The organism is Chryseobacterium sp. JV558, assembly GCF_033712365.1.
Classification (GTDB): Bacteria; Bacteroidota; Bacteroidia; order Flavobacteriales; family Weeksellaceae; genus Chryseobacterium.
In genome coordinates, this window is the sequence record NZ_WJHU01000002.1 from 142,882 (window position 1) to 168,600 (window position 25,719).

The 25,719-nt window shown below is 35.3% G+C and carries 23 protein-coding genes; 14 read left to right on the forward strand and 9 right to left on the reverse strand.

Going from position 1 to position 25,719, the window contains the following annotated elements; genetic code table 11:
* Positions 1–104 precede the first annotated feature (104 nt).
* Both GFU89_RS06410 and GFU89_RS06415 read left to right on the forward strand, forming a co-directional pair.
* Positions 105–674, forward strand: coding sequence for a Crp/Fnr family transcriptional regulator (locus GFU89_RS06410; RefSeq protein WP_318846364.1), 570 nt, complete (start codon positions 105–107; stop codon positions 672–674).
* A 172-nt stretch (positions 675–846) separates the two neighbouring features.
* Positions 847–2,115, forward strand: a complete 1,269-nt coding sequence (locus tag GFU89_RS06415; protein WP_318846365.1) for an adenylosuccinate synthase — start codon at positions 847–849, stop codon at positions 2,113–2,115.
* An 87-nt stretch (positions 2,116–2,202) separates the two neighbouring features.
* Here the strand turns inward: GFU89_RS06415 and GFU89_RS06420 are convergent, their stop codons facing one another.
* The 6 genes from GFU89_RS06420 to GFU89_RS06445 all read right to left on the reverse strand — a co-directional run bounded on the left by GFU89_RS06420 (position 2,203) and on the right by GFU89_RS06445 (position 8,198).
* The gene (locus tag GFU89_RS06420; RefSeq protein WP_318846366.1) at positions 2,203–3,234 is read right to left on the reverse strand and encodes a hypothetical protein; all 1,032 of its coding nucleotides are present in this window, start codon (positions 3,232–3,234) and stop codon (positions 2,203–2,205) included.
* 171 nt (positions 3,235–3,405) lie between these two features.
* On the reverse strand, positions 3,406–4,737 hold the full coding sequence (locus tag GFU89_RS06425; protein ID WP_318846367.1) for a M12 family metallopeptidase: 1,332 nt from the start codon (positions 4,735–4,737) through the stop codon (positions 3,406–3,408).
* Between the two features lie 401 nt (positions 4,738–5,138).
* Positions 5,139–6,893 (reverse strand): aspartate--tRNA ligase, encoded by a 1,755-nt coding sequence (aspS, locus tag GFU89_RS06430; RefSeq protein ID WP_318846368.1) that lies wholly within the window; start codon positions 6,891–6,893, stop codon positions 5,139–5,141.
* A gap of 137 nt (positions 6,894–7,030) precedes the next feature.
* Positions 7,031–7,393, reverse strand: coding sequence for a hypothetical protein (locus tag GFU89_RS06435; RefSeq protein ID WP_139348588.1), 363 nt, complete (start codon positions 7,391–7,393; stop codon positions 7,031–7,033).
* A 150-nt stretch (positions 7,394–7,543) separates the two neighbouring features.
* Complete coding sequence (locus GFU89_RS06440; RefSeq protein WP_318846369.1) at positions 7,544–7,984, reverse strand: ankyrin repeat domain-containing protein; 441 nt, start codon at positions 7,982–7,984, stop codon at positions 7,544–7,546.
* A 10-nt stretch (positions 7,985–7,994) separates the two neighbouring features.
* Positions 7,995–8,198, reverse strand: a complete 204-nt coding sequence (locus GFU89_RS06445) for a helix-turn-helix domain-containing protein (RefSeq protein WP_077418859.1) — start codon at positions 8,196–8,198, stop codon at positions 7,995–7,997.
* Positions 8,199–8,988: 790 nt separating this feature from the next.
* Between GFU89_RS06445 and GFU89_RS06450 the strand changes: the two genes are divergently transcribed.
* Positions 8,989–10,383, forward strand: a complete 1,395-nt coding sequence (locus tag GFU89_RS06450) for an MATE family efflux transporter (protein ID WP_318846370.1) — start codon at positions 8,989–8,991, stop codon at positions 10,381–10,383.
* Between the two features lie 123 nt (positions 10,384–10,506).
* Positions 10,507–10,626: a 30S ribosomal protein THX gene (locus GFU89_RS06455; RefSeq protein ID WP_318846371.1), complete on the forward strand. Its 120-nt coding sequence runs from the start codon at positions 10,507–10,509 to the stop codon at positions 10,624–10,626.
* A 59-nt stretch (positions 10,627–10,685) separates the two neighbouring features.
* Here GFU89_RS06455 and GFU89_RS06460 read toward each other — a convergent pair whose 3' ends face one another.
* The 3 genes from GFU89_RS06460 to GFU89_RS06470 form a co-directional block, all read right to left on the reverse strand.
* The gene (locus GFU89_RS06460; protein ID WP_318846372.1) at positions 10,686–11,342 is read right to left on the reverse strand and encodes a DUF937 domain-containing protein; all 657 of its coding nucleotides are present in this window, start codon (positions 11,340–11,342) and stop codon (positions 10,686–10,688) included.
* 80 nt (positions 11,343–11,422) lie between these two features.
* Positions 11,423–12,682, reverse strand: coding sequence for a protein O-mannosyl-transferase family (locus GFU89_RS06465; protein ID WP_318846373.1), 1,260 nt, complete (start codon positions 12,680–12,682; stop codon positions 11,423–11,425).
* Between the two features lies 1 nt (position 12,683).
* The gene (locus GFU89_RS06470) at positions 12,684–13,193 is read right to left on the reverse strand and encodes a DUF2480 family protein (protein WP_318846374.1); all 510 of its coding nucleotides are present in this window, start codon (positions 13,191–13,193) and stop codon (positions 12,684–12,686) included.
* Between the two features lie 78 nt (positions 13,194–13,271).
* Here GFU89_RS06470 and lpxB point away from each other — a divergent pair, with 78 nt between their 5' ends.
* The 10 genes from lpxB (at position 13,272) to GFU89_RS06520 (ending at position 25,607) form a co-directional block, all read left to right on the forward strand.
* Positions 13,272–14,375 (forward strand): lipid-A-disaccharide synthase, encoded by a 1,104-nt coding sequence (gene lpxB / locus GFU89_RS06475; protein ID WP_318846375.1) that lies wholly within the window; start codon positions 13,272–13,274, stop codon positions 14,373–14,375.
* A gap of 39 nt (positions 14,376–14,414) precedes the next feature.
* Positions 14,415–15,503 carry a glycoside hydrolase family 99 protein gene (locus tag GFU89_RS06480; RefSeq protein ID WP_318846376.1) on the forward strand — a complete coding sequence of 363 codons (1,089 nt, stop codon included), beginning with the start codon at positions 14,415–14,417 and terminating at the stop codon, positions 15,501–15,503.
* 145 nt (positions 15,504–15,648) lie between these two features.
* Positions 15,649–17,421 (forward strand): ComEC/Rec2 family competence protein, encoded by a 1,773-nt coding sequence (locus GFU89_RS06485; protein WP_318846377.1) that lies wholly within the window; start codon positions 15,649–15,651, stop codon positions 17,419–17,421.
* A 144-nt stretch (positions 17,422–17,565) separates the two neighbouring features.
* A complete protein-coding gene (locus GFU89_RS06490) occupies positions 17,566–18,228 on the forward strand; it encodes a succinate dehydrogenase cytochrome b subunit (protein WP_318846378.1) in 663 nt (220 codons plus the stop codon).
* A gap of 15 nt (positions 18,229–18,243) precedes the next feature.
* Positions 18,244–20,256 (forward strand): fumarate reductase/succinate dehydrogenase flavoprotein subunit, encoded by a 2,013-nt coding sequence (locus tag GFU89_RS06495; protein WP_318846379.1) that lies wholly within the window; start codon positions 18,244–18,246, stop codon positions 20,254–20,256.
* A 24-nt stretch (positions 20,257–20,280) separates the two neighbouring features.
* Positions 20,281–21,048 carry a succinate dehydrogenase/fumarate reductase iron-sulfur subunit gene (locus GFU89_RS06500; protein WP_106914501.1) on the forward strand — a complete coding sequence of 256 codons (768 nt, stop codon included), beginning with the start codon at positions 20,281–20,283 and terminating at the stop codon, positions 21,046–21,048.
* Positions 21,049–21,357: 309 nt separating this feature from the next.
* Positions 21,358–22,902, forward strand: a complete 1,545-nt coding sequence (locus GFU89_RS06505; protein ID WP_318846380.1) for a TlpA disulfide reductase family protein — start codon at positions 21,358–21,360, stop codon at positions 22,900–22,902.
* 160 nt (positions 22,903–23,062) lie between these two features.
* Positions 23,063–24,469, forward strand: coding sequence for a 23S rRNA (uracil(1939)-C(5))-methyltransferase RlmD (gene rlmD, locus GFU89_RS06510; protein WP_318846381.1), 1,407 nt, complete (start codon positions 23,063–23,065; stop codon positions 24,467–24,469).
* A 30-nt stretch (positions 24,470–24,499) separates the two neighbouring features.
* Positions 24,500–24,976, forward strand: coding sequence for a DUF6452 family protein (locus tag GFU89_RS06515; protein WP_318846382.1), 477 nt, complete (start codon positions 24,500–24,502; stop codon positions 24,974–24,976).
* A complete protein-coding gene (locus GFU89_RS06520) occupies positions 24,942–25,607 on the forward strand; it encodes a DUF6048 family protein (protein WP_318846383.1) in 666 nt (221 codons plus the stop codon). The genes GFU89_RS06515 and GFU89_RS06520 overlap by 35 nt, the downstream gene beginning before the upstream one ends.
* Positions 25,608–25,719: the final 112 nt, after the last annotated feature.

Below are 25,719 nucleotides of genomic sequence, written 5' to 3' on the forward strand. Positions count from 1 at the left end.
AGGCCCATGTGGTACCTGTAGATGGCTTTTTGTCAAATGACAATTGTTTTTAGCCGTGACTTTTATACCTTTATATTTCCGCAATCCGTGGTTATAACAAAAATATGGAAGAGCTTTTTAATTATATCAAGAAATTCGGGACACTGAATCCTCAGGATGAACTTTTGATTGCTGAAGGAATTCAGGAAATCACTGTAAAAAAGGGAGATCCTTTTATAGAAGCAGGAAAGGTGAGCCAAAGAATTGCTTTTGTAAAAGAAGGGGTCTTCCGGTCTTTGTATTATAATAAACAAGGGGATGATTTTACCCGGTATTTTATTTACGAAGGAAGGTTTATCGGAGATTTTCAGGGTTTTACCGATCAGCTGCCTGCTCATGAAGATATTGAAGCTATTACTGATGCTGTATTGCTGGTGATAGATCTTAAGCATTTTAAAGTTCTGGAAGAGAAAATAACAGTCTGGCCGGTTTTATTTGCAAGAATCCATGCCTTTGTTGTGGAGAATAAACTGAAGGTAGCGAGTATCATGCTGAACCAGGATGCAAAATCACGTTATATTCACTTTTTAAATCATTATCCAGGTCTGGCCAATAGAGTTCCACAATCTATGCTGGCATCTTATCTTGGGGTGACACCTTCGTCATTGAGTAGAATCAGGAGAAATATAGTCTAGAATTATTAATGATAGATGATAATTGATTAATGATGAATACTGTGAGTTTGAGAGTTGTGAACAGTTTCTAACCTCTAATATTTAACTTCTCATCAAATCTCTTTTTGCCAAATGACAATGGTCTTTCTTATTGACTGTCATAGCTTTGCCTTATAAAATTTAAAGTACGAATATGGATATTGTATTAGGATTACAATGGGGAGACGAAGGCAAAGGAAAGTTTATTGATCTTATCAGTGAAAATTACGACATTACAGCGCGTTTTAATGGCGGATCTAATGCTGGACACAGTATTGAGAGAAACGGACGCAGAATAACGCTTAAAATGATTCCATCGGGAATCTTTATGAAAGGGGTGCAGAATGTAATCGGGACGGGAACTGTTCTGGACCCTGTAAGTTTTAAAAAGGAAATTTTAAATCTTCAGGTATTTGATAACACCGTTCAGCCGGAAAACAATGTGATTATTTCTCTTAAAGCTCACTTTGTGCTGCCTACTCACAAACTTCTGGATGTTTTTATGGAAGAAAGTCCGGATTATACAACCATCGGGACAACCAAAAATGGGATTGCACAGGCCTATTCAAATAAAATTTTAAGACAGAATGTAAGAGTGGGAGACATGTTTGCTCCTGACTTTAAAAGCAGAGTACAGCATATTTTAGAAAGAGATTATAAAATGCTGGCAGCTGAAGGTATGTCATTGCCTTCTTTGGAAGAAATCAGTAATGAGTTTTTTGAGGCCATAGATTTCCTGAAAAATTTCAATTGTACTGAAACAGAAATATATTTAAACGCTGCTTTAGGTGAAGGTAAGAAAATATTGGCAGAAGGATCGCAGGCTACAATGCTGGATATTGATCATGGAACTTATCCTTACGTAACCTCCTCTTCAACAATAGCAGCAGGAGCCAGCAGTGGGCTAGGTGTTTCACCTAAAAAAATCGGTGAGATATTTGGTGTTGCAAAGGCTTATTGTACAAGAGTGGGAAATGGAGCTTTTCCTACGGAACTTTTTGATGAGTTTGGAGAGGAACTTAGAATTAAAGGAAATGAATTTGGTTCCAATACCGGAAGACCGAGAAGAACAGGATGGCTAGATTTGCCTGCCTTGAAATATGCAGTGATGATCAATGGGGTAACCCAGCTGGTTCTTACTAAAGCCGATGTTTTAAGCGGACTAAAATCGGTAGCTGTCTGTATCCACTATGAACTGGAAGATGGTACTATTGAAACAAATGCAGGGACACTTCCTGAAAATGCCAGACCGGTGTTCAAATGGCTGACTGGCTGGGATGCAGATTTTTCAGTGATTAAAGATTCTGCCGCACTTCCAACAGAACTAAAGGACTTTCTTTCCTTTCTGGAGGCAGAGCTGGAAATTCCAGTGGGATATCTTTCCACAGGGCCAGGAAGAGAAGAGATTTTAAAAATGATATAGATCCGCTACAAAGATGTATTCACAGAATCTTTTGATGGAAATTAATGTATGTTGGCATGAGATCATCATGTCAACATACATTTTTATCTAGAAATATTGAATTTCGTATTCATACATATTAACTGTTTTTCCATTTTTTTCTGTGATAAATTGAATCAGGTTGTTATTGCTATCATAAGCATAATTATAAACAGTCTGTTTATCATCCGGCATAAAGGTAGCATATCTGAAATAACAGTATTGGGTATTGTTTTCGGGGATGCTTATTACTTTTTTAAATTTGTTTTTATCATATTCAATATTCGATTCCATTTTGCAGCCGTTTGAAAGCTGTTCCTGAATTTTAATAACTTTATTTTCAGAATTGTAAATATAATTTATTTCTCCGTCAAATTTTAAACTGCCACTATTGTTGTATTGCTCTTTTACAAGTTTATTATTTTTATAAAAGAAAAGATAATGATCTTTGGATAAAATTTCTAACATGTTTCCCTGCTTATCATATTTGTAAACAACTTCTGAGGTTGATATTTTCGGTTTTTGATTAGGGGTAGTATATTGATAAGCCGAAAAAATTTCTTTTGTTAACAAAGAATCCTGATATAGATAGCCAGTACTGCGCACTACTCTGTCATATTGATAATCTTTAAGTTCTAAAACTTTTCCATTTGCATTGTAAAGAATTTCCTGTTGCTGAGAGTTTTTATCAGGATAATAGGTAAGGGTGACAATCTCTTTATTGGTGGTTGGATTTTTTGTACGGACTGTTTCTATATAATTGTTGGTTTTTGTACCATCAGTTTTATAAAACTCGTTTTTTTCACGGGTTTCATTATTATTTTTTTGGTAGGTTGTAACCTTATTTTTTTTACTGTTTTCATATGAGATTACCTCTATAAGATCTCCATTTTCATTATAGTTTGAAGTTAATGAAGGCTGTCTCTTAGAGTCGGTTGTAATATATGAAGTGATTGATTTTATTTTCTTGACAGAGTTGTTATTCTTAATAATATCAGTATCATGTAATTTGAGATATCTGATAGGAGGGATGTTGGTATTTTGTGCCCCCAAAATAGCCTGAATCATTAAAGCCAGCAGACCAAAGATTCTTTGTTTCATTATCATTTGTTTAGGGTTAAGGTAAAATTGTGAGTATAAAAAAAGCGGGGTAAAAACCCCGCTTCAAATTTATGCTTTTAAATTCAATTGTAGTTCTAATTCATCCAGCTGTGCATCTGCAATAGAAACAGGCATGTCGATCATTATATGGTTCCTCTTTATTGAAAAAAATTAGTTAACTTTTGTAAGGATAAAACGCTGCTTTGTAGAAGGCTGAACCGTTTGGTCCGTAGTGCCGATTACAATAGGCGTAAGATTAGTTGTTAAACCATTCTTTACCTCTAATCTCAATGCAGGTGCATTTTTAGGAGCGAATCCGAAGCCATTGTTTCCCAGATTGAATAATAACCATTTCTGAGAATCTGTATTAGAATTGGTTCTTAATTCAACAGCTGTTCCATTCGTTGTTCCGTTACCTTTTACGGTTAATACCTTTGCAGGGTCTAATATAGATTTGATAATATAATACCCATGATCTGATTTGCTGAAAGTAAATTTCTGGTTATTCCCTGTTGCTGCTGAATACAGAATGATGCTGGTGCCATCTGTAGTGGAACTTCCGGAAATATCTACATTTTTATCATTCGCTAAAGCTGTTCTCATTGTATAAGTTCCGTTGATTGCAGAAGTAGCATTAACGGGGCTGTACAAATGATTTATTCCAGCATAATCACCGGCAGACAAACCTGTTCTTTGCTTGGTAAAAGTAGATCCGTCCAGCTTAGTCATTACAGGCTGGCTTGAGTTTATCGCAAAGTCTGTAGACTGATACATCATAACTGAACCGAAATCAAAGGCTCCATGTCCTGCATAATCATTGTAAAGGTTGAAGTTATGGCGGCTGCCTTCCACGGCTTTGTTAACATCTACAATAATATACTGATCTCTGTCCGGACGGCATTGCTCATGCATGATTCCCATGGAATGCATTATTTCGTGAGCAATAATTGCGGGATAAGTAATATTATAAATTTTAATCCCATTCACTCTATTTTTTTGCCATCCAAGTGGTGAGCTGTTGCTTGTTGTATAAGTAAAGGTGATGTATTCTGTTTGATTGGTACGTTCAACAAACTGCATACTGGTTTGAGAAGAGATCATATCAAACGCTTTGTTGATATTGGTAAGGAACGTATTGTAATTCTGAGTGCTCAGACTTCCCTGGCTGGGCAAAGTATAGTAAACTGTTGCATTTGGCCATGTCTTAATAAAGGAGCTTACAATAGTGCTTTTCTCAGTTGTTGATATTTCAGAATTGGCCTGCATTTTTAATTTGTCAAACTGCTCGGCGCTAATCGTAATATCATCTGCATAAAAATATTCACCATTTACTTCATTAACATAGGTGTATTTCCCGTTAATTAATAATTTGTGAATCTTTGCATTGTCTAGCTTTGTTGTTGTTTGATCTATTGAATTTGCCTGTGCATTTTCAATATCCGACCTACATGAATTCAGTGCCAAAACAAGGCATGCTGATAAGAGTAATAGTTTGCTTTTCATATTATTTAATTTTGGTTTGGTGATCAGGTCAAATATGAACAGCTATATTATTATCGTACGCAAAAGATGATAAAATTAATCAAATTCTAAGTTTTGATTAAGTCTTCATTATAATTAAGCTGTATGATGTAAATGTATTAATAAAAGATTATGTTTGTATATAACATAATATAATAATTGTTTTGTTGTGTTTTTATTTTAAATGTGTATTAATTTCGATGATTTACTCTTTTTGCATTAATTTTTACTATTAAATTTTAAATTAAGTTATTTCACTAATCATTGATATGATAACCGAAGTCGTACTTTATACTAGCGTAAAGTTTATAATATTAACAAATTAATGGAATGTGCTGAAATTTAGGATATAAAAAAAGCGGGGCAAATACCCCGCTTTAAATTTATGCTTTTAAATTCAATTGTAATTCCAGTTCATCCAGCTGTGCATCCGCGATAGAAGCAGGAGCATCAATCATTACATCTCGTCCTGAATTGTTCTTAGGGAATGCGATATAATCTCTGATCACTTCGTTTCCGTCAAGGATTGCTACCAAACGGTCAAACCCAAATGCCAAACCTCCGTGTGGCGGTGCTCCGTATTTGAAGGCATTCATAAGGAACCCAAACTGAGCTTCTGCCTCTTCTCTGGTGAATCCTAATAAATCAAACATTCTAGATTGCAGATCTCTGTCAAAAATTCTGATAGATCCTCCTCCAATTTCGTTTCCGTTCAGAACCATATCATAGGCATTGGCTCTTGCTTTTCCAGGATCTGTTTCCAGTAAGTGGATGTCTTCCGGTTTTGGAGAGGTGAACGGGTGGTGCATTGCATGGAATCTTTCAGAGTCTTCATCCCATTCCAATAGAGGGAAGTCAACTACCCAAAGCGGAGCAAATACGTTTCCTTTTCTTAATCCCAAGCGGTTTCCAAGCTCCATTCTTAAAGCAGAAAGCTGTGCTCTTACTTTATTTTCGTTTCCGGAAAGAATCAACATTAAGTCTCCTTCTTTCGCTCCGAATTTTTCGATGATTTTCGCAAGATCTTCTTCGTTGTAGAATTTATTCACTGATGAGGTCTTCACTCCGTCATTCTGGAATTTAGCCCAAACCATTCCTGAAGCTCCAACCTGAGGACGTTTTACCCAATCAACAAGCTCGTCAATCTGCTTTCTTGTATATTCTGCACATCCTTCTACATTGATTCCGACTACTAATTCTGCATCATCAAATATTTTAAAGTCTTTTCCTTTTACCAATTCGTTAAGTTCTACGAACTCCATTCCGAAACGAATATCCGGTTTGTCATTTCCGTATTTTCTCATCGCATCTGCGAAAGTCATTCTTGGGAAGTTTCCGAATTCCTGACCTGTAATATCCTTGATAAGAGTTTTAGTCATTCCTTCGAACACATTCATGACATCTTCCTGCTCTACAAACGCCATTTCACAGTCGATCTGTGTAAATTCCGGCTGTCTGTCGGCTCTTAAATCTTCATCACGGAAACATTTTACAATCTGGAAATATTTATCCATTCCACCTACCATCAAGAGCTGTTTGAAAGTCTGTGGAGACTGTGGCAATGCATAAAACTGTCCCGGATTCATTCTGCTTGGTACAACAAAGTCTCTTGCTCCTTCCGGAGTAGATTTGATCAAAACAGGTGTTTCCACTTCAATGAAACCTTCTTCAGATAAATAATTTCTTACTTTTTGTGCCATTTTGTGGCGGAAGATCAGTTTATCTTTTACCGGATTTCTTCTGATATCCAGGTAACGGTATTTCATTCTTAATTCCTCACCGCCGTCTGTTTCATCCTCAATAGTGAAAGGAGGAAGCTGAGAATCGTTCAGAATAGTCAGTTTTTCTACCAGAATTTCAATCTCCCCTGTTGGAATATTAGGGTTTTTGCTCACTCTTTCAATAACTCTTCCGGTAGCCTGAATCACAAATTCACGGCCCAGTTTTTTAGCTTCTTCCATAAGCTGTGCAGAAGAACGCTCCTGGTCAAAAACCAGCTGGGTAATTCCGTAACGATCTCGAAGATCTACCCAAATCATAAATCCTTTATCACGGATAGTCTGTACCCATCCTGATAGTGTAACTTCTTCATTCAGATTTTTCAGAGATAGTTCTCCGTTCGTGTGTGATCGAAACATAATTATTTGTTTAAAGTTCAATGTTTAAGGCTCATTTCCGAACCTTGAATTTTTCGTTGGCAAAGATAAGATTTTTGCAGGTTTTATAAATAAAAAAAACTTCCTTTCGGAAGTTTCGTATCTTGTTTTTAGGTTTTTTAATTTCTATTACCCCCTTTTTCTGTCAGAATTTTCTTTATTTCTTCAGTCCCTTTTGTATCATCAGCTACTTCAAGAGGTGTTTTGTTCTGACATTTTTTGTTAACGTTGGCCTTGTTGTCCAAAAGGAAATGTATAATATTCTTTCTGTCAGACATTACACTGAAACCAAGTGGCGAATAAGCTATATTTCCAACGAGAAAGCATTTGTTGTAATCTCCCGGGGCAAACTGTTTTTTAAATGTTGCCACATCATCAGAATAGATGGCTTTCATCTTTTCCTGAGTCATCTTCTGAGCAGAGAACATGCTGCCAGATAGTAACATTCCAAATAGAAAGGTAGTAGAGATTATTTTTTTCATAAGGATACTTTTTTAAGAATATACAAATCTAAATTAAATTTTATTACCAATTGCTAAGTTTTGATAATAATTATCGTTCTATTAATCAGATTATTCTAGTATTAATTATAGAATTGCAAAACGGTTGTTTTAAATATCATGATTTAAAAATTATTCCAAAAGCTTAATAATTTCAGGTTTCTCATATTTTTTAGCATAATCCAGAGCTGTATAGCCAGCAGTTGTTTTAATCTCTTTCTTTGCTCCATTGGCCAGGAGCTTTTTTATGAACTCTGTATTTCCATATTTTGCAGCAAACATCAAAGGGGTTTTTCCATCACACACTTTGTCCAAATCTGCTTTTTCATCAATCAGTTTTTGGAATATCTCTTTACTGTTCATTTTAATGGCTAAGCCTAATAAAGTATAGGTGTTGTTTTCAATTTGATAGCAAGTATTGATATTGTTCTTATTGATCAGAGTATTAAAATAAGCTGTATTATCATACTTCAACATTTGTTTATGTTCATTAGTCAGCTCTTGAGCGTTGGTAAATGTTGAAAATACAATTAATGTCAAAATGATTGTTCTTAGAGTTAAATTGAGTTTCATAGTATTAATGTTAAGGTTTAAATTCTAATATATCACCAGGTTGGCAGTCTAATGCTGTACAGATTGCTTCTAACGTTGAAATTTTTAAAGCTTTGGCTTTTCCGTTTTTTAAAATTGAAAGATTGGCTTGTGTAATTCCTATTTTTTCAGCCAATTCCTGGGACTGCATTTTTCGTTTGGCAAGCATTACATCAATATTGATAATGATCGGCATAATTATATTGTTAAGTCATTTTCTATTTGTAATTCATATCCCTTTTTGAAAAACTCTATAATGAAAAAGATAATGATTCCTAAGGTAAGATGAAGTAATATAAACATTGGGTCTATGCTATATACAGACTTATCCATAAAATATAAAACAGCACAATAAATCGGGATGAAAATTATATTGAGCATGGCAAATAGTTTGAGATCCTGAATAACTTTTGTATTAAAAACAATCACTTTGCTCATTCCTTTAAAAATTCTGAACAGATAAAAAGTAAATAGGCTGTAGAATCCAATGAAAAATATAATTGAAACAAAGGTATAAAGTGTATAGCCTTCCCCTTATTACAGAACCGGTTAATGGCATATTGAATTGGAAAGTTAAAGAATCAGTAGCTGTTTTTGTTACTTCGTTATTGAAATTTCCGGTTTTAAATGTGTCTGAAAAATATTGTGTTCCTTGATGCATGTTGAGATATACTATAATGAATCCAAAAATTAAATAACCTAAATACAACAGCTGAGCTATTGAGACTGCCAGCAGAATTTTATTTAAAATTGTGGATATAGATTTTTCACCAATTAATTTCATGCGATATTGTTTTTTAATTGTTGTAAATGTATAAATATTTATCGTGTTACGATAAATATTTGTTGTTAATTTTGTTTTTAAATATTTTGACTCAATTTTTTTACAGGAGCAGTCAGCATTCAACAGTTATTAAAAACTTTTCATATGCCAACTTTTAATTGCTTTTGAATGAATACTTTTGCTAAGTAAACTAAAAGAAATCATGACAAAATATGTTGAGTTTTTGAAAAAAGCTTTCAGTGGGGAGGAAACTGATTTTACGAAGGTGAATATCAGAAGTGCAGTACTGCTTCTAGCCATTCCTATGATGCTGGAAATGGCTATGGAATCCGTATTTGCCCTTGTTGATCTGTACTTTGTCGGGCATTTGAAAGAAAGTGGTTTTGCTATTCAGACTGTAGGACTTACCGAATCTGTACTTTCTGTGATGTATTCTATTGCGATTGGTATGAGTATGGCAGCAACAGCTTTGGTGGCAAGACGAATTGGGGAGAAAAATCCTGAACAGGCTTCCAGAAGTGCGGCACAGGTACTATTGGTTTCATTTGTTATTACTTTTGTTTTAAGTTTACTGGGAGTGATTTATGCTGAGGAAATCCTGATCCTGATGGGTTCAAAGCCGGAAGCGGCAGCCTATGGGAAGAATTTTACCAGAATTATGATGAGCAGCAGTACAATCATTATGCTGTTATTTTTAATTAATGGTATTTTCAGAGGTGCAGGAAATGCAATGATTGCTATGAAAAGCTTGTGGATAGCGAATATTGCCAACATTATTCTTTGTCCAATTCTGATAAAAGGGTTAGGACCAGTTCCTGCTTTGGGATTGACCGGAGCTGCTTTGGCAACAACTATAGGCCGAAGTATTGGGGTGATTTATCAGTTGTACCATCTTTTAGTTGCTGATACCCAGATTCGTATTAAACTTTCTTATTTTAAACCGAGTTCTGAATTAATTAAATCTATTATAAAAATTGCAACACCGGGAATTTTTCAGTTTGTCATAGCTTCATGCAGCTGGATTTTCCTTGCGGAATTGGTAGCGACTACAGGAGGTGAAAATGCCTCAGCCGGTTATCAGACAGCTTTAAGGCTTATGATGTTCTTTATACTTCCGGCCTGGGGACTTAGTAATGCTGCATCTACACTGGTAGGGCAGAATATGGGTGCGAATGAAATGGTAAGAGCAGAACAGTCGGTGATGAAGACTGTGAAATATAATGCGATCTTTATGCTGATCGTAAGTCTGATATTTATTTTTATGGGAAATTTCTTAGTTAGTTTTTTCACTCAGGAAACGGCTATTAAGGATTTTGCTAAAAATGCCCTTCAGATTATGAGTATCGGGTTTATATTCTATGGAGTTGGAATGGTCATGATCAATGCCTTTAATGGAGCCGGAGATACCTGGACACCTACATGGGTGAATCTTTTTGGATTCTGGCTGTTTCAGATTCCGCTGGCATATTTTTTATCAAAGCATCTGGATATAGGACCGAAAGGAGTCTTTATTTCAATTCCTGCCGCAGAAACCCTGATAACAATAGTTGCTTTTATCTTATTCAAAAAAGGAAAGTGGAAAACGATTAAGGTTTGATCGTAATTTGTAATTCTCTTTTTCAGCATATCATCTGGTTATTTTATAAAACTTTAACAGCTTCATTAATTGGATTTTAGAGCTGTATTTTATAAATTCGTAATTAACAAATACATAATTACTATGGGAAAAGGAGACAAAAAATCAAGAAGAGGAAAAATCAATTCCGGAAGTTATGGTAAAAGAAGACCTAAAAAAGCCTCAAAATCTTTTATAGCTTCTGAAGAAAAATCTAAAAAATAATCTAAATAAAAAAGACCGAAGATCATCTCTCCGGTCTTTTTTTATGAAAATTAAATTAATTATTTACCTCCAAGAATATTACCAAGGATGCTGCCTAAGCCGCCACCGCCTTGTTGCTGGTTTCCACCACCCAATACACTTCCTAGTATATCGTTCAATGGATTTCCTGATGATTGAGATTGCGTACCTCCTCCTAAAACACTTCCAAGAATGTCATTCAAAGGATTAGACTGCTGAGTCTGAGCCTGGTTGGAAGCATTCCCAAGAATTCCTCCTAAAAGATCTCCAAGACCTCCTGCACCTACATTGCTCTGCTGCTTCTGCTGTCCAATGTATCCCATTATAACAGGTGCCAGCATCGCCAGAATGGGACCTATCTTGTCAATTGAAATTCCTGTGTTTTGTGACAGCTGGTTTTCAACAGTACTTTTTTGTCCGCCAAAGATATGATCCAGAATAGATCCGCCTTCAGCCTGTCTTGCTTCAATTTGTGAAGCATCATCTAAAATACTTCCGTTATGGTCTTTATCTAAAGCACTATTTAAAGCTTCTGCTTCTTTAGCATCCTGAGACTTATTTCTAAGATAAGAAATAATAAGAGGGGTAGCTACAGCTAATAAGGCGATTACCTGGTTTTTGCCGATTCCGAATTTGTTTTCAGCCTGTTCAGCAACCTGGTTGCCTGTGTTCCCTGTAAGTAGGTCAATTAAACTCATTTTTTGTGTTTGTTAGTATTAAGTAAACCAAAGTTATCAAAAAATATGCCTCACAAAATGACCGCCTTTCATAATTATTGTTAAAGTTTTCTGATCTGTTCTTCCGTATACCCTTTGCTTTTTAATACCTTTATGTATTCCACAGCACTTATTGTCATCCAGTCAATAGGTTCAGGTGCTTGTTTTTTATCAATGGTGAACTCCAGAATGCCTGCATTGTTATTCATCCAGGGAAGAACATAATAATCCAGACCGCCTTTATATTCTTTAAATGCATGGAATTCTTTTCCTTTCTCTGTTAAAAATATCACTTTATAAAAAAGAAGATACCCTACAGGAATCAGCAGACATATCCACGAGAATTTTCTTAAACGCACGTACTTTGCAGAAGAAAGACCATATCCAATGGATAAAGCAAAAATAATATTAAAGGGTAAAAAGAAAACGTAATTATCTGATACTGCATAAAATGTGGAGAATCCATATACACAGACTGCCCCGACAGCAAAAACAAAAAACATTTTTTTATTGGCTTTGTACAAAAGCAGAATACCTGTGACTCCGAAAAATGTAAATACGCTGAAATTATAAATAAGATATACAAAAGATTGGAAAAAATCCTTTACATACTGAATTGTACTTTTTTTCAAAGAATCTTCCACCCACGTTCCCTGATCAGAACTATATGGAGATTTGAAAGGAAGTCCCTGGGAAATATTCAGAATAAATAAAGAGCCAAACAATATGGCAAACATCAGTAATGATGCCGCAGCGTATTTTTTTTCTTTTCTGAAATAGAATAAAAAGACCAGTAAGGCAGGTATGAGCAGAATATTCTGAATGTGAACCCATAAACTGATTCCTAGAAATACACTGCTCAGCAATATGTAGATTCTTTTATTTTCCGTAAAAGCTTTTATAACTGAAAAGAAAAAAAGACTTACCCAAAGGGAATTATAAGTATATACCTCTACTATTTCAGCATTTCTCCAAAATGAGAAGCTGAAGCCAAAAACAAAAGCAGCCGTAAGAGATGCCCATTCTGTTTTTGAAAGGGTTTTTACCGTGAGATAAATAATAGAAACCGTTGCCGCACCTGATGAGACAACCAAAAATCGGCTTACTTCAATAGCGTTAATCCCTGTAAAGTTTTTAATGAAAATAACGGTATTGATATATAAAAAGTGACTCGTGGCAGTAGCATTTGTTGCCCATACTCCTTTTTCTGCATCCAGCACAAATCCTACGCAGTCTGCAAAAGGAATTTTCGAAAAACTTCCGATATAATAAATCCCAAGAAAAATAATAAATAAAAATCCCGCGGATAAATATTTGTTCATATTAATTCTTTACAATAGGGACATTAGAACATGCTTCTCCAAACATCAGAGATTTTACAATAGGCTTCAGCTGTTCTACCAGCTCTATATAAGCGTTTTCAGGAATGTCTTTATCAGAACAGCCTTTTACCAGAACTCTTTTGCCTCTCATTTCCTCAAAATCATGAGTCTGGATCGCGTTGTGCATTAAAATAACATCAAGATTCTTACGGTCTCCGAAAACTATTTTTTTGGCGACATCTGTAAGTTTGGCTGTCAATACAAAATAAGCCCAAAGCGGAATAATGGTATCTATCGAATTGTAGATGTAAATATAGGTGTCTTTATATTGTTCAGTATCGATAGCTTCTACCTTTTCACGAAAATCTTTTTCTTTCAGGATCATTTCCTGGAAAAGAAAATCTTTAAGATCAATTCCTTTTCTTTCCCCCTTTGGAAGTAAAGTGGTAAGGTCAAAATTGATAAGGCCGCTTTCTGCAACTTTATTCCGGATTTCAAATTCTTCTGACATTTTTTATCATTATCTTTGAACAAATTTACGAATTAAGATCATATCTATTTTAATTTGTTCTCTATCCTTACTATAGAAATGAAGTATTACATTATTGCAGGAGAAGCTTCCGGTGATTTGCATGGAAGCAATTTGATGAAAGCCTTAAAACATAAGGACCCAAATGCGGAGTTCAGATTTTGGGGTGGCGATCTGATGAAAGCTCAGGGCGGAACACTGGTAAAACATTACCGGGAACTGGCTTTTATGGGATTTCTTGAAGTGGTGATGAACCTACGGACAATTTTGAATAATATCAAATTCTGTAAAGAGGATATTCAGAAAAACAGACCAGACGTTTTAATTTTAGTTGATTACCCGGGTTTTAATCTGAGAATTGCCAGATTTGCCAAAGAACTTGGGATCAAAGTCGTGTATTATATTTCTCCACAGCTTTGGGCATGGAAAGAAGGACGTGTAGAAATTATCAAAAAGTACGTGGATGAAATGATGGTGATCCTTCCTTTCGAAGAAGATTTTTACAGAAAACATGGCGTTCATTCCCATTTTGTAGGCCATCCGTTGTTGGATGCTATTTCAGATCTACAGGAAATCAGTACTGAAAAATTCAAATCGGAAAACGGACTGAACGAAAAAGAAATCATTGCATTATTACCGGGTTCCAGAGAGCAGGAAGTAGAAAAAATGCTTGAAATAATGCTTTCCGTAAGACCGCATTTTAAAAATTATCAATTTGTAATTGCCGGAGCACCGAGTCTTCCTAAAGAATTTTATCAGAAATATGTAGATGATAATGTGCATTTTGTTTCCAATAAAACCTATGATTTGCTGAGATGTTCCAAAGCAGCTCTTGTTACTTCCGGAACAGCTACATTAGAAACGGCTTTATTAAATATTCCTGAAGTGGTTTGTTATCGTGGAAGCAAAATTTCCTATGCTATTGCTAAAAGGTTAGTGAAGAACATCAATTATATTTCTTTGGTTAATCTTATCATGGATAGAGAAGTGGTGAAAGAACTTATTCAAAATGATCTGAACACCAAAAATCTGGTAGAAGAACTCAATAAAATTATAGAAGGAGACAAAAGAACACAGGTTCTGAATGATTACAACCTTCTGAGAGAAAAGTTGGGTGGAAAAGGCGCCAGTGACCATGCTGCTGAGGTGATATTAAAAGTATAGTTTGCCGAGGTTTTTGAGAATTTAATCTACTTTTTAACTATGAATTATTTTAACCGTTTTCTTTTATTATTGGTATTCACATTATTTTTCTCGAAAAGTTTTGCTCAACAGAGCGACTCAAGAGATAAAGTTCAGATATTCTATTATGGCTGGTATGGAAATCCTGCAACGGATGGAAGTTATCAGCATTGGAACCATGAAATTCTTCCTCACTGGAGTAATCCGAAGTGGAACAATCTGGGGCATCACAAAGGAGGAGATGATATTGGGGCTAATTTTTATCCAGCGCTTGGAAACTACAGTTCTAATGACACAAAGATCATTGAAAAACATATGAGAATGATCAAAGAATCAGGAGTAGGGGTAGTTGTAGTCAGCTGGCTGGGAAAAGATTCATATACTGATAAAAGTCTTATCAAATACCTGGATATTGCGGATCGATTTGATCTGAAAATTGCATTTCACATTGAGCCGTTTTATAAAAATACTTCAGAATTAAAAGAACAGCTTTCTTACCTTATAAAAACCTATTCTCATCATCACGCTTTCTATAAAAAAGAAGGAAAGCCATTGTTTTATGTCTATGACAGCTATAAGATTCCTAAAGAAGAATGGGTGAAAATATTATCCGAAAACGGAGAAAAAACGGTTAGAAATACAGATTTGGATGCTCTTTATATTGGATTATGGGTGGGAAAGGATGATGCGAAATTTTTTGATTCGTCCGGTTTTGACGGCTTCTATACCTATTTTGCCAGTGAAGGTTTTGTATATGGAAGCACAACGGCTAATTGGGATTTCTTATCCAAATATGCCGAAGATCATCATATGATATTTATTCCTTGTGTAGGTCCCGGTTATTCAGATACAAGAATCCGCCCATGGAACGAAGCCAACTTCAAAAACAGAAATGAGGGTAAGTATTATGAAAATATGTTTGATGCTGCCATCAAAGTAAATCCGGATTTCATCGGAATCACATCTTTCAACGAATGGCATGAAGGAACACAAATAGAACCCGCTATCCCTAAAAAAGTGGGAGATTTCAAATATGAAGATTATGGGAAAGATCCATTATTTTATATCAAAGAAACGAAACGTTTGACGGATAAATTTCTGAAAAAGTAATAACATACTTTCAACCTTTAATTTTATAGCAAAAAATCAAGCGCTCAGTTAATGTCTTTGGTAAGCTGTAAAGTACTTATTCAGCTATTTAAGAGATAATACTTCATTGATTAATTATCTATTTTACAATGATAATTAATCGAAATTGCATAAGCAGCCTCTTCTTATTCTGGTAATATGTTTTATTCTTGGAATTCTTTTCCAGGAGAAAATGGTATTGACAGGCATTACGTTTTACCTGGTTATTATAATTTGCTTGATCATACTGGCTGCAATATGTTTTCATTCTTATTTTTTACATAAGACCAAAGCCGTTTTGCTGGGGCTTCTGGTCTTTGGAATGGGGATTATTCTTCATTTTCACAATACTTTTTCGGCGGACGTTTCTTCATCTGTAAAGAAAAAAGAAACGATTACTTTTAAAATTTCTCAAAAATTAAATACTACAGAAAAATATAAGAAATACGAAGGAGCAGCACGGGTAGGAAATGTAAAATTCAATTCGGTTTTTTATGTTCCCAAGGATAGTAAAGAGTTAGACTTTATTCACTACTACAAGGCTGATGCTTATATAACAAAACCCAAAGCTCCTCAGTATGATTTTCAGTTTGAGTATGGAAAATATCTGAAGCGAAAGCATATCGAATATCAGGTCTATCTTTCAAAAGAAATTAGAGCTGCAGAACGGAATGATTTAACTCCTGCAGATAAACTACGCCAATATAGACTTAACATTCTTCAGAAAATTGATAAAGCAAACATTTCGGGGAAAACCAAAGAATTTTTAAAAGGAATCATTCTGGCAGATCGTACAGAGATTGATGCAGGTACGGTACAGGATTTCAATAAATCAGGACTGGTTCACTTTCTCGCTATTTCCGGAACTCATATTGTGGTTATTTTCGGGATGTTTTACTTTTTGCTGATTCGTTTTATTTCCTTAAAATTTAGAAAATATGTGGTCATTTTAAGCTTGGGGTTTATTTGGCTGTTTGCTGCTTTTATTGGCTTTGGAAACTCAGTCCTGCGGTCCTGTATCATGTTGAGTGTCTATTTTATTTTTGTATTGCTTCAGCGGAAACCTGATCTGCTTCATTCATTATCTTTATCTGCGTTTTTTATTTTAATTGGTGATACACAGCAGTTTTTTGATGTAGGATTTCAACTCAGTTTTTTAGCTGTCCTGGGGATTTATTGGTTGAATCAGCCTCTTTTGAAATACTTTCCAAAACAAGATAATTATTTAAAAAAGATATTGTTTAATACCATTACAATATCTTTATCAGCACAGATAACTACACTTCCTTTAGTGTTGTATTATTTTCATCAGTTTTCATTCATATCCATCATCGCCAATTTTGTTATTGTTCCTTTTTCTGAAATGATCATCATTTTTTCATTCCTAATGACAGCTCTTATTGCTTGTGGGATTGACTTTGAATTGATGAACGGGATATATGATTTTGTGATTCAGATTTTGTTGAAAATGATTCATTGGTTTGCTGAGGTTGATGTATTGTTCTTTGAAAATATTCCAATGAACGGACTGGAGGTGATTTCAGTATTTGTGCTTGTTTACTTATTAAGACCAGTCATCATAAAATTCAATATTAAAAATTCTTCAAGAGTAATGATGGCTGTTATCATATTTCTGATCATAAGAACCGGAAGCAATGTTTTTGAAGATCAGAAAGATGAGGTATTGACCCATGCGTTTGATAAAAACAATATTTTTTCAGTAAAAAGGGGAAATGAGGTATGCTTCTGGATTTCGGATATGGAAAATAAAACAAAGGTTTTGCAGTTTATTGTGAAGCCTTACTGCTCTTCAAGAAGAATACATCATTTTGAGATAAAAACCTTTCCAAAGTCTGTTCAAAAAGTAGTTTTCAGGAATAGGATTTATGATTTGAAATAATCGTTATAATTTATACGTTTTCCTGCATTTATAATACATGGAATTCTTATTTAGAAAGATTACAAACTGTCTATTTGTGAGATTTCTCACTTTTCGATATTGTTAAACTTTCTTAATTTTGTAGAAATTCAAATTTAAACTTATATGGCAGGTTTAACGAGTTCTACGATAGGTAGAAAATATGCGATGGCATTATCAGCTCTATTTTTGCTGATTTTTCTTATACTGCATTTGACGACCAATTTGTTATCAGTTCTGAATAAGGATGCATTCAATACAGCATCTGATTTTATGGGCTATAATCCTTTTGTGCAGTTCTTAATGCAGCCTATTCTTGGTTTTGCAGTAATTTTCCATTTCATTATGGGATTTGTGCTTGAAATCAAGAATAATAAAGCGCGTCCGGTAAAGTATGCAGCTAACAATGCATCTGTGAATTCTTCATGGATGTCCAGAAATATGATTATTTCAGGAGCTGTTATTTTAGCGTTCTTAGCGCTTCACTTATATGATTTCTGGCTGCATGAAATCAATTACAAGTATGTAGAAGGATTGACTCCTGATGCTGAACGTTTCTGGCCGGAACTTCATGAGAAGTTTGCTGATCTTTGGAGAGTGGCTTTGTATGTAATCTCTTTTGTTTTACTAGGATTACACTTAGCTCACGGATTCCAGTCTTCATTCCAGTCTATCGGAGCAAGACATCCAAAATATACGCCGGTGATCAAAGCTTTCGGGAAATGGTATTCAATCCTTATCCCTGCAGGATTCATCATCGTAGCAGTTTACCATTTTATAACTCAATAATATCACTATACTAGTATGAGTAAATTAGATTCAAGAATTCCGGGAGGTCCTCTAAAGGACAAATGGAAAAATCATAAAGACCATATGAACCTTGTTGCACCAAACAACAGAGATAAGATTGATATTATTGTTGTAGGTACAGGTTTGGCAGGAGGTTCTGCAGCAGCTACATTGGCTGAGCAAGGATATAACGTAAAAGCATTCTGCTACCAGGATTCTCCAAGAAGAGCACACTCTATTGCAGCTCAAGGGGGAATCAACGCAGCGAAGAACTATCAGGGAGACGGTGACTCTACTTACAGATTATTCTATGATACCATTAAAGGTGGTGACTATAGAGCAAGAGAGGCCAACGTTTACAGATTAGCTGAAGTTTCTGCAAATATTATTGACCAGTGTGTTTCCCAAGGGGTGCCTTTCGGGAGAGATTACGGCGGTCAGCTAGATAACCGTTCATTTGGTGGGGTTCAGGTAAAAAGAACTTTCTACGCAAAAGGACAAACAGGACAGCAGTTATTACTAGGAGCATACTCTTCAATGAGCCGTCAGATCGGTAAAGGAAGAATCAAGATGTACAACCGTCATGAAATGCTGGATCTTGTAATTGTTGACGGAAAAGCAAGAGGTATCATCGCAAGAAACCTTGTAACAGGTGAGATCGAAAGACACTCTGCTCACGCCGTAGTAATTGCTTCAGGAGGATACGGAAACGTATATTTCCTTTCTACCAACGCAATGGGATCAAACGTTTCTGCAGCATGGAAAATTCACAAGAAAGGAGCTTACTTCGCAAACCCTTGCTACGTACAGATTCACCCGACTTGTATTCCTGTTCACGGAACACAGCAGTCTAAACTGACTTTGATGTCTGAATCATTAAGAAACTCCGGAAGAATTTGGGTTCCTAAGAAGATTGAAGATTCTGTAGCCATCAGAGAAGGTAAATTGAGACCTGAAAATATTAAAGAAGAAGATAGAGATTATTATTTAGAAAGAAGATACCCTGCATTCGGAAACTTAGTACCTAGAGACGTTGCATCTAGAGCTGGTAAAGAAAGATGTGATGCTGGTTTCGGAATCGAAAATAATGAAACGAAAGAAGGTGTTTACTTAGATTTCTCAACAGAGATTATCAAAAAAGGTAAAGAAGCCGCTATCGAAAAACATATTCATAATCCTACAGATCAGCAGATTTATGATTTAGGAAAATCTTGGATTGAGGAAAAATATGGTAACTTGTTCGTTATGTACGAAAAAATTACTGCTGATGATCCTTACAAAACTCCAATGAAAATTTATCCTGCAGTTCACTATACAATGGGTGGTGTTTGGGTTGATTATAACCTTCAGTCTACAATCCCTGGATGTTTCGTAATCGGTGAAGCTAACTTCTCAGATCACGGTGCAAACAGACTTGGTGCTTCTGCATTGATGCAAGGTTTGGCAGATGGATATTTCGTTCTTCCTTATACGATTGCAGATTATCTTTCTGCAGATATCAGAACGGGAACAATTCCTACTAATTCAGCAGCATTTGATGAAGCTGAAAAAGAAATTAAAGGAAAAGTAGATTTCTTCTTAAATAATAAAGGAACACATTCTGTAGATCATTTCCATAAAAAATTAGGACACATCATGTGGAATAAAGTGGGGATGGGAAGAACTCCTGAAGGATTAAAAGAAGCTATTGCTGAAATTGCTCAGGTGAAAAAAGAATTCTGGGAAGACGTGAAAGTTCCTGGTGATGCTGATGGAATGAACACTGAGCTTGAAAAAGCATTCAGAGTGGCAGATTTTATCGAACTAGGACAATTGATGGCTATTGATGCTCTGCACAGAAACGAATCTTGTGGAGGACACTTCAGAGAAGATCATGCTACCTCAGAAGGAGAAGCAGAAAGAGATGATGTTAACTTCAAATATGTTGGAGCTTGGGAATATCAAACGGATGATATCACCACTGAAGTTCTGCATAAAGAAGATCTGATCTACGAAAACATTGAAGTTAAAGCAAGAAGTTACAAATAATCTCCAACCTATAAATAAACAATTATGAGTGCAAAAAAAGGCCTTCATCTTACCCTAAAAATTTGGAGACAAAAAAATAGCAAAACTAAAGGTCAGTTTGAGACCTACAAAATATCAGATGTTTCTACAGATTCTTCATTTTTGGAAATGTTAGATATTTTGAACGAAAATATCATTAACGAAGGAAAAGAACCAATCGCTTTTGATCACGACTGTCGTGAAGGAATCTGCGGAATGTGTTCTCTTTACATCAATGGTAGAGCGCACGGTCCGGATACGGGGATTACAACGTGTCAGCTTCACATGAGAATGTTCAAAGACGGTGAAACCATCGTTATTGAACCTTGGAGAAGTGCTGCTTTCCCTGTTATTAAAGATTTAATGGTAGACAGAAGCGCATTCGACAGAGTAATGGCTGCAGGTGGTTTCATTTCGGTGAATACTTCAGGAAATACTTTGGATGCTAATGCAATTCCGGTTCCTAAAGAAGATGCAGACAAAGCAATGGATGCTGCGGCTTGTATCGGATGTGGAGCTTGTGTGGCTACTTGTAAAAACGGATCTGCAATGTTATTCGTAGGAGCGAAAGTTTCTCAGTACGCTCTTTTACCTCAAGGTAGAGTAGAAGCGAAGAGAAGAGTTCTGAACATGGTAAAAGCTATGGACGAAGAAGGATTCGGAAACTGTTCAAATACAGGTGCTTGTGAAGTAGAATGTCCGAAAGGAATTTCTCTTGAAAACATTGCAAGAATGAACAGAGAGTACATGTCTGCTCTTGTAGATCAAGGATAGAATTGATTCAAATACATAAAAAATCGCCTTCATTTTTGGAGGCGATTTTTTTATGAATGGCATTACCCTGTTAAAGTTTGTTAACTTATTCACGGATTTTAGTCATTCTTTATTTAATAAGTATATATTTGGAGGGCAGTTGAATCGTTTTTTTTAAACATTCAATTACAGCTTGCTATTCAAAAAGAGATCAGTTAAAATAACAGGAATATCCCTTTTAAACAGCAATAATAAATTTTTTAAAAAAAATAATTAGTGTGAATTAACAAGCCCTAAAAAGCGTATTTTTGTGTAATATTAAAAATTGAAATGAAAAAATATCTTTTATTGTTTATCATCACAGTTTTTGTGATGTCTTGTTCAAAAAAAGTAGAAGTAAAAGGAAAAATTACTGGAAGCTCAGCATTAGAAAGAATTGAATTTGTAGAAGCTTCAGGAGTAGGAACCCTGCCTTTGGTTAATATAGGTTTAGATAAAGACGGAAATTTTTCAGGAAGCTTTGATGCTCCTAAAGATGGGATGTACGTGATCAACTATGCAGGAAGACAAAACCTTATCTATCTTGAAGGGGGACAAAAAGTGAATATTTCAGGAAACGGAACTACTTTCCCAAATGAATTCGTGATTACCGGAGATGCTAAGAAGAATAATGATTTTCTTACAGCAACTCAAAAGTTCTTAGCTGACTATGGTACTAAAGTTAATATAGCAGGCTTGATGGGCGGAGACGAAGCCGCATTTTTGAAAGGTATGCATAAAATAGAAGCAGATATCAATAAAAATGTAGATGATCTTGCAAAGAAAAACAGCCCTAGTAAAGCGCTTTTGGAATGGAAGAAAAATGACGTGAAAGTGACTGTTCTTAATTTGCTTGCCAACTATGAAATGTCTCACGGACCAATGTCTGGAAATCCATCTTACAAGGCTTCTAAAGCTTTTAAAGATTACGAAACTCAGTTGGAAACAGATAAAGATGCGATGGTGAAAACAATCCCTCTTTACAGACAATATCTTCTTGTAAAAATGACTCCTGATTTTCAGAAGTACGCAGAAGCAAACAGCAAAGGGAAAACAGGAATTACAACTTCTGAGATGTTTGCACAGTATTTAAAAACAAAGAAAGATTTATCTCAGACTGCAAAAGATTATCTATTGGCATTTGTAATGGCTCAGGCGGATATTCATCCTACAACTCCGGCTGAAAATATTGATAAAATCAAAAAGATCATTGATTCAGATATTAAAGATGCTACCATTAAAAGCGACCTGTTAAAAATGCAGGTAGCTATTACAGGACTTAAAATAGGAGATGCTGCTCCGGAAGCAGCTTTAGCAAAACAAGATGGAAAAGCTTATAAACTTTCTGAAAACAAAGGAAAGCCTTATATGTTATTCTTCTACGCTTCATGGAATCCTTATATCAGCGAAGCTACAGTACCTGTATTGAAAGAAGTAGTCAACTTCTATAAATCTAAAATGAATTTTGTATTTGTAAACGTAGACGATACAAAAGATCAGTTCATTAAAACCAGTAATTCTCTTTTAAAAGGAGTTCAGGGAGTAAATGTTTACGGAGAAGGAGGTTTAAACTCTGATATTGCTAAGAAATATGGTGTATACGGATTCAAATTACCTTGCTTTGTGATCATTGATAAAGATGGTAAAATTGCCAGCAGATCATTTGTAAATCTTGGTGAGCAGGAATTGGTAACTATTCTGGATAAGCAGACTGGTCTTTCAGCTCCAAAGGCAGAACCAAATATGCAGATGCAGCCACAATTGCAGCTTGATCCTTCTGCAGCTCAGCAGCAAGCTCCACAGCCAGCAAATCCACAGCCGGCTCCAACAAAATAATAAACTTTAACACAGTATAGAAACCTTATCTTCGGATAAGGTTTTTTTTATTGTATTTTTGCAAACGAAATTGGAACTGAAAGGTTTCATAGTTTATTAGAAAAAATAGAAAATAGATGAAGTATAGAGTAGAAAGCTATCTTCATCACAAGAAATTGATATGAGAAAGAAGAAAGATGTAATTCTTGAAAATATAAAACTTTTCGCGGCAGGAGCAAAAGGAGTAGCTATCGGAAAAACGGAAGAAGGGAAAACTGTTTTGGTTTCCGGGGCGATTCCTGGGGACGTTGTAAATGCAAGAGTTAAAAAATCAAAGTCAAAGTATTTTGAGGCTGAAGTAAAAGAAATTGTTGAAAAATCACCATTCAGAGTTGATCCAAAATGTATTCACTTTGGAACTTGTGGTGGTTGCAAATGGCAGAATATGAGCTACGAAAAGCAGCTTGATTTTAAACAAGAAGAAGTTTACAATAATATTAAAAGAATTGGAGGAATTGAAGATTTTGAAACTGTTCCAATTTTAGGTGCTAAAGAACAATATTTCTACAGAAATAAAATGGAGTTTTCTTTTTCTAATGCAAGATGGTTGACTCAATACGAAATCAGTTCTGAAGAAAACTTCGGAAGCAGAGATGCGCTTGGTTTCCATATTCCGGGAATGTGGAGTAAGATTTTAGATTTAAAAGAATGCTTCCTTCAGGAAGATCCGTCCAATGCAATTCGTTTGGCAGTTAAAAAATTTGCTGAGAATAAGGGGTTAGATTTCTTTGATGTGAAAAACCAGGAAGGTTTCCTGAGAACTTTAATGATGAGACAAAACTCTAAAGGAGAATGGATGGTTTTATTCCAGCTTTATAGAGAAGAAAAAGAAAACCGCACTCAGCTTTTTGATTATTTGTTGGAGCAGTTCGCACAGATAAAAACGTTGGTATATGCCATTAATCCTAAACAGAATGATTCTATTTATGATTTAAATATCAATGTGTATTTCGGAGAAGGCTATCTTATGGAAGAAATGGACGGATTGAAATTTAAAATCGGACCAAAATCTTTCTTTCAGACCAATTACAAACAAGCTTTAGAATTATATAGAAAAACGCTTGAATTTGCTGATCTAAAAGGCGATGAAGTTGTTTACGATTTATATACAGGGACTGGAACGATTGCTCAATATGTGGCAAGAAATGCAAAACAGGTTATCGGAATCGAATCTGTTCAGGAAGCAATCGATGCAGCAATTGAACATGCTGAATTGAATGGTTTGACTAACACAACTTTCTATTGTGGAGATATGAAAAACGTCTTTAATGATGAGTTTTTAGAAAATCATCCAAAAGCAGATGTTTTGATTACAGATCCACCTAGAGACGGAATGCACCAGAAAGTGGTAGAACAGATCATAAAGCTTTCACCGGAAAAAGTAGTTTATGTAAGTTGTAACTCAGCAACACAGGCGAGAGACCTTGCTTTGATGAAAGATCACTATACTTTAGTAAAGATCCTACCAGTAGATATGTTCCCACAGACACACCATGTTGAGAACATCGCGTTGTTGATTAAAAAATAATTTATTTAAATTTGAATTTCAAATCTTAATATGAAGTACTTTAAATTTCTCATAGCGATCTGCTTTTTAGGAATGCTTTTTTCCTGTGGAGGAGATGATGATATTTGTGAAAGCGGAGAAGGAACTCCCAGAATGAAGGTGGCTTTCAGATCACTTGCTACTGGAAAAGAGACAACTCTGGATACACTCTATGTAGCAGTAGATTATGGAGCAGGGAAGGTAGATCTGGGTAAAGTTGCAAAAATTGATTCCAGGTTAATTCCTCTACGGGTAGACAACTCGCCTTATACAGACGTTTATTTTAAACTTACCATTAAGGGGGCGGAATCCAAAGTAAGGATTAATTATAGTACGAAGTCAACGTATGTTTCTCCCGGATGCGGAATCAAAAAATCGTATGAGAATTTAACTTCAGAATTAGTAACTCCGAATCCTGTTCAAAAGGTGGAAATCGGACAAAATCAAATAGAGAATGAAGACAAGACTAATCTTTACCTTTCTTTTTAGTTTATTGGGAATAATAAGCTGGGCACAAGACAAAAAAAAGGAAGCAGAGAAAAAGGTTCAGGAGAAATATGAACCCAATTTTATGGTTGGCCTTGATGTACTGAATACCGGAGCCGGTTTCTTTTCTGACAGAAAACTGTATCAGGGGTTTATTTCTTCAAAAATAAAAGGAAACCTTCATGCTATTGCAGAGGCAGGTTTTGAAAAGAATGTGTACCAGAAGAATGGGTATAATGCAAAGGCAAGCGGTCCTTTCGTGAAGTTGGGAGCATTCTATATGCTGGCAAAAGATGCAGAGAATGAATTCAACGGATTTTATGCTGGAGGAAAAGCTGCCGGATCATTTTATAATCAGGAATATATGGCAATCCCTGTTCGTGGATTTGGAGGAAGTAACTCTTCTGAAGCCTTTCCTTCATCATCCCAGTCATCTTTTTGGTTGGAAGGAACATTGGGGGGCAGAGTGCAATTATTTACTTCAAATTTCTACATTGATGTGAATCTTCAGCCAAGATACATGGTTTATACTTCCAAGCAGGATGATATTTCTCCAATGATTGTTCCAGGCTTTGGAAAAAGTTCTTCAAAATTCAATATGGGATTTGCATGGAATATTGCGTATAAGTTTTAGAAATAGCATTTCTTAACTTTTAAAATATATAAAATACAAACGTTAGACTCGTCTAACGTTTGTATTTTTTTTAATATATATGGGTAATGGGTATATTATGTTGAAAAATATT

Coding starts and splice junctions, on each gene's coding strand:
- GFU89_RS06410 (WP_318846364.1), top strand. CDS start 105: ATGGAAGAGCTTTTTAATTATATCAAGAAATTCGGGACACTGAATCCT.
- GFU89_RS06415 (WP_318846365.1), top strand. CDS start 847: ATGGATATTGTATTAGGATTACAATGGGGAGACGAAGGCAAAGGAAAG.
- GFU89_RS06420 (WP_318846366.1), bottom strand. CDS start 3,234: ATGAAACAAAGAATCTTTGGTCTGCTGGCTTTAATGATTCAGGCTATT.
- GFU89_RS06425 (WP_318846367.1), bottom strand. CDS start 4,737: ATGAAAAGCAAACTATTACTCTTATCAGCATGCCTTGTTTTGGCACTG.
- aspS (WP_318846368.1), bottom strand. CDS start 6,893: ATGTTTCGATCACACACGAACGGAGAACTATCTCTGAAAAATCTGAAT.
- GFU89_RS06435 (WP_139348588.1), bottom strand. CDS start 7,393: ATGAAAAAAATAATCTCTACTACCTTTCTATTTGGAATGTTACTATCT.
- GFU89_RS06440 (WP_318846369.1), bottom strand. CDS start 7,984: ATGAAACTCAATTTAACTCTAAGAACAATCATTTTGACATTAATTGTA.
- GFU89_RS06445 (WP_077418859.1), bottom strand. CDS start 8,198: ATGCCGATCATTATCAATATTGATGTAATGCTTGCCAAACGAAAAATG.
- GFU89_RS06450 (WP_318846370.1), top strand. CDS start 8,989: ATGACAAAATATGTTGAGTTTTTGAAAAAAGCTTTCAGTGGGGAGGAA.
- GFU89_RS06455 (WP_318846371.1), top strand. CDS start 10,507: ATGGGAAAAGGAGACAAAAAATCAAGAAGAGGAAAAATCAATTCCGGA.
- GFU89_RS06460 (WP_318846372.1), bottom strand. CDS start 11,342: ATGAGTTTAATTGACCTACTTACAGGGAACACAGGCAACCAGGTTGCT.
- GFU89_RS06465 (WP_318846373.1), bottom strand. CDS start 12,682: ATGAACAAATATTTATCCGCGGGATTTTTATTTATTATTTTTCTTGGG.
- GFU89_RS06470 (WP_318846374.1), bottom strand. CDS start 13,193: ATGTCAGAAGAATTTGAAATCCGGAATAAAGTTGCAGAAAGCGGCCTT.
- lpxB (WP_318846375.1), top strand. CDS start 13,272: ATGAAGTATTACATTATTGCAGGAGAAGCTTCCGGTGATTTGCATGGA.
- GFU89_RS06480 (WP_318846376.1), top strand. CDS start 14,415: ATGAATTATTTTAACCGTTTTCTTTTATTATTGGTATTCACATTATTT.
- GFU89_RS06490 (WP_318846378.1), top strand. CDS start 17,566: ATGGCAGGTTTAACGAGTTCTACGATAGGTAGAAAATATGCGATGGCA.
- GFU89_RS06495 (WP_318846379.1), top strand. CDS start 18,244: ATGAGTAAATTAGATTCAAGAATTCCGGGAGGTCCTCTAAAGGACAAA.
- GFU89_RS06500 (WP_106914501.1), top strand. CDS start 20,281: ATGAGTGCAAAAAAAGGCCTTCATCTTACCCTAAAAATTTGGAGACAA.
- GFU89_RS06505 (WP_318846380.1), top strand. CDS start 21,358: ATGAAAAAATATCTTTTATTGTTTATCATCACAGTTTTTGTGATGTCT.
- rlmD (WP_318846381.1), top strand. CDS start 23,063: ATGAGAAAGAAGAAAGATGTAATTCTTGAAAATATAAAACTTTTCGCG.
- GFU89_RS06515 (WP_318846382.1), top strand. CDS start 24,500: ATGAAGTACTTTAAATTTCTCATAGCGATCTGCTTTTTAGGAATGCTT.
- GFU89_RS06520 (WP_318846383.1), top strand. CDS start 24,942: ATGAAGACAAGACTAATCTTTACCTTTCTTTTTAGTTTATTGGGAATA.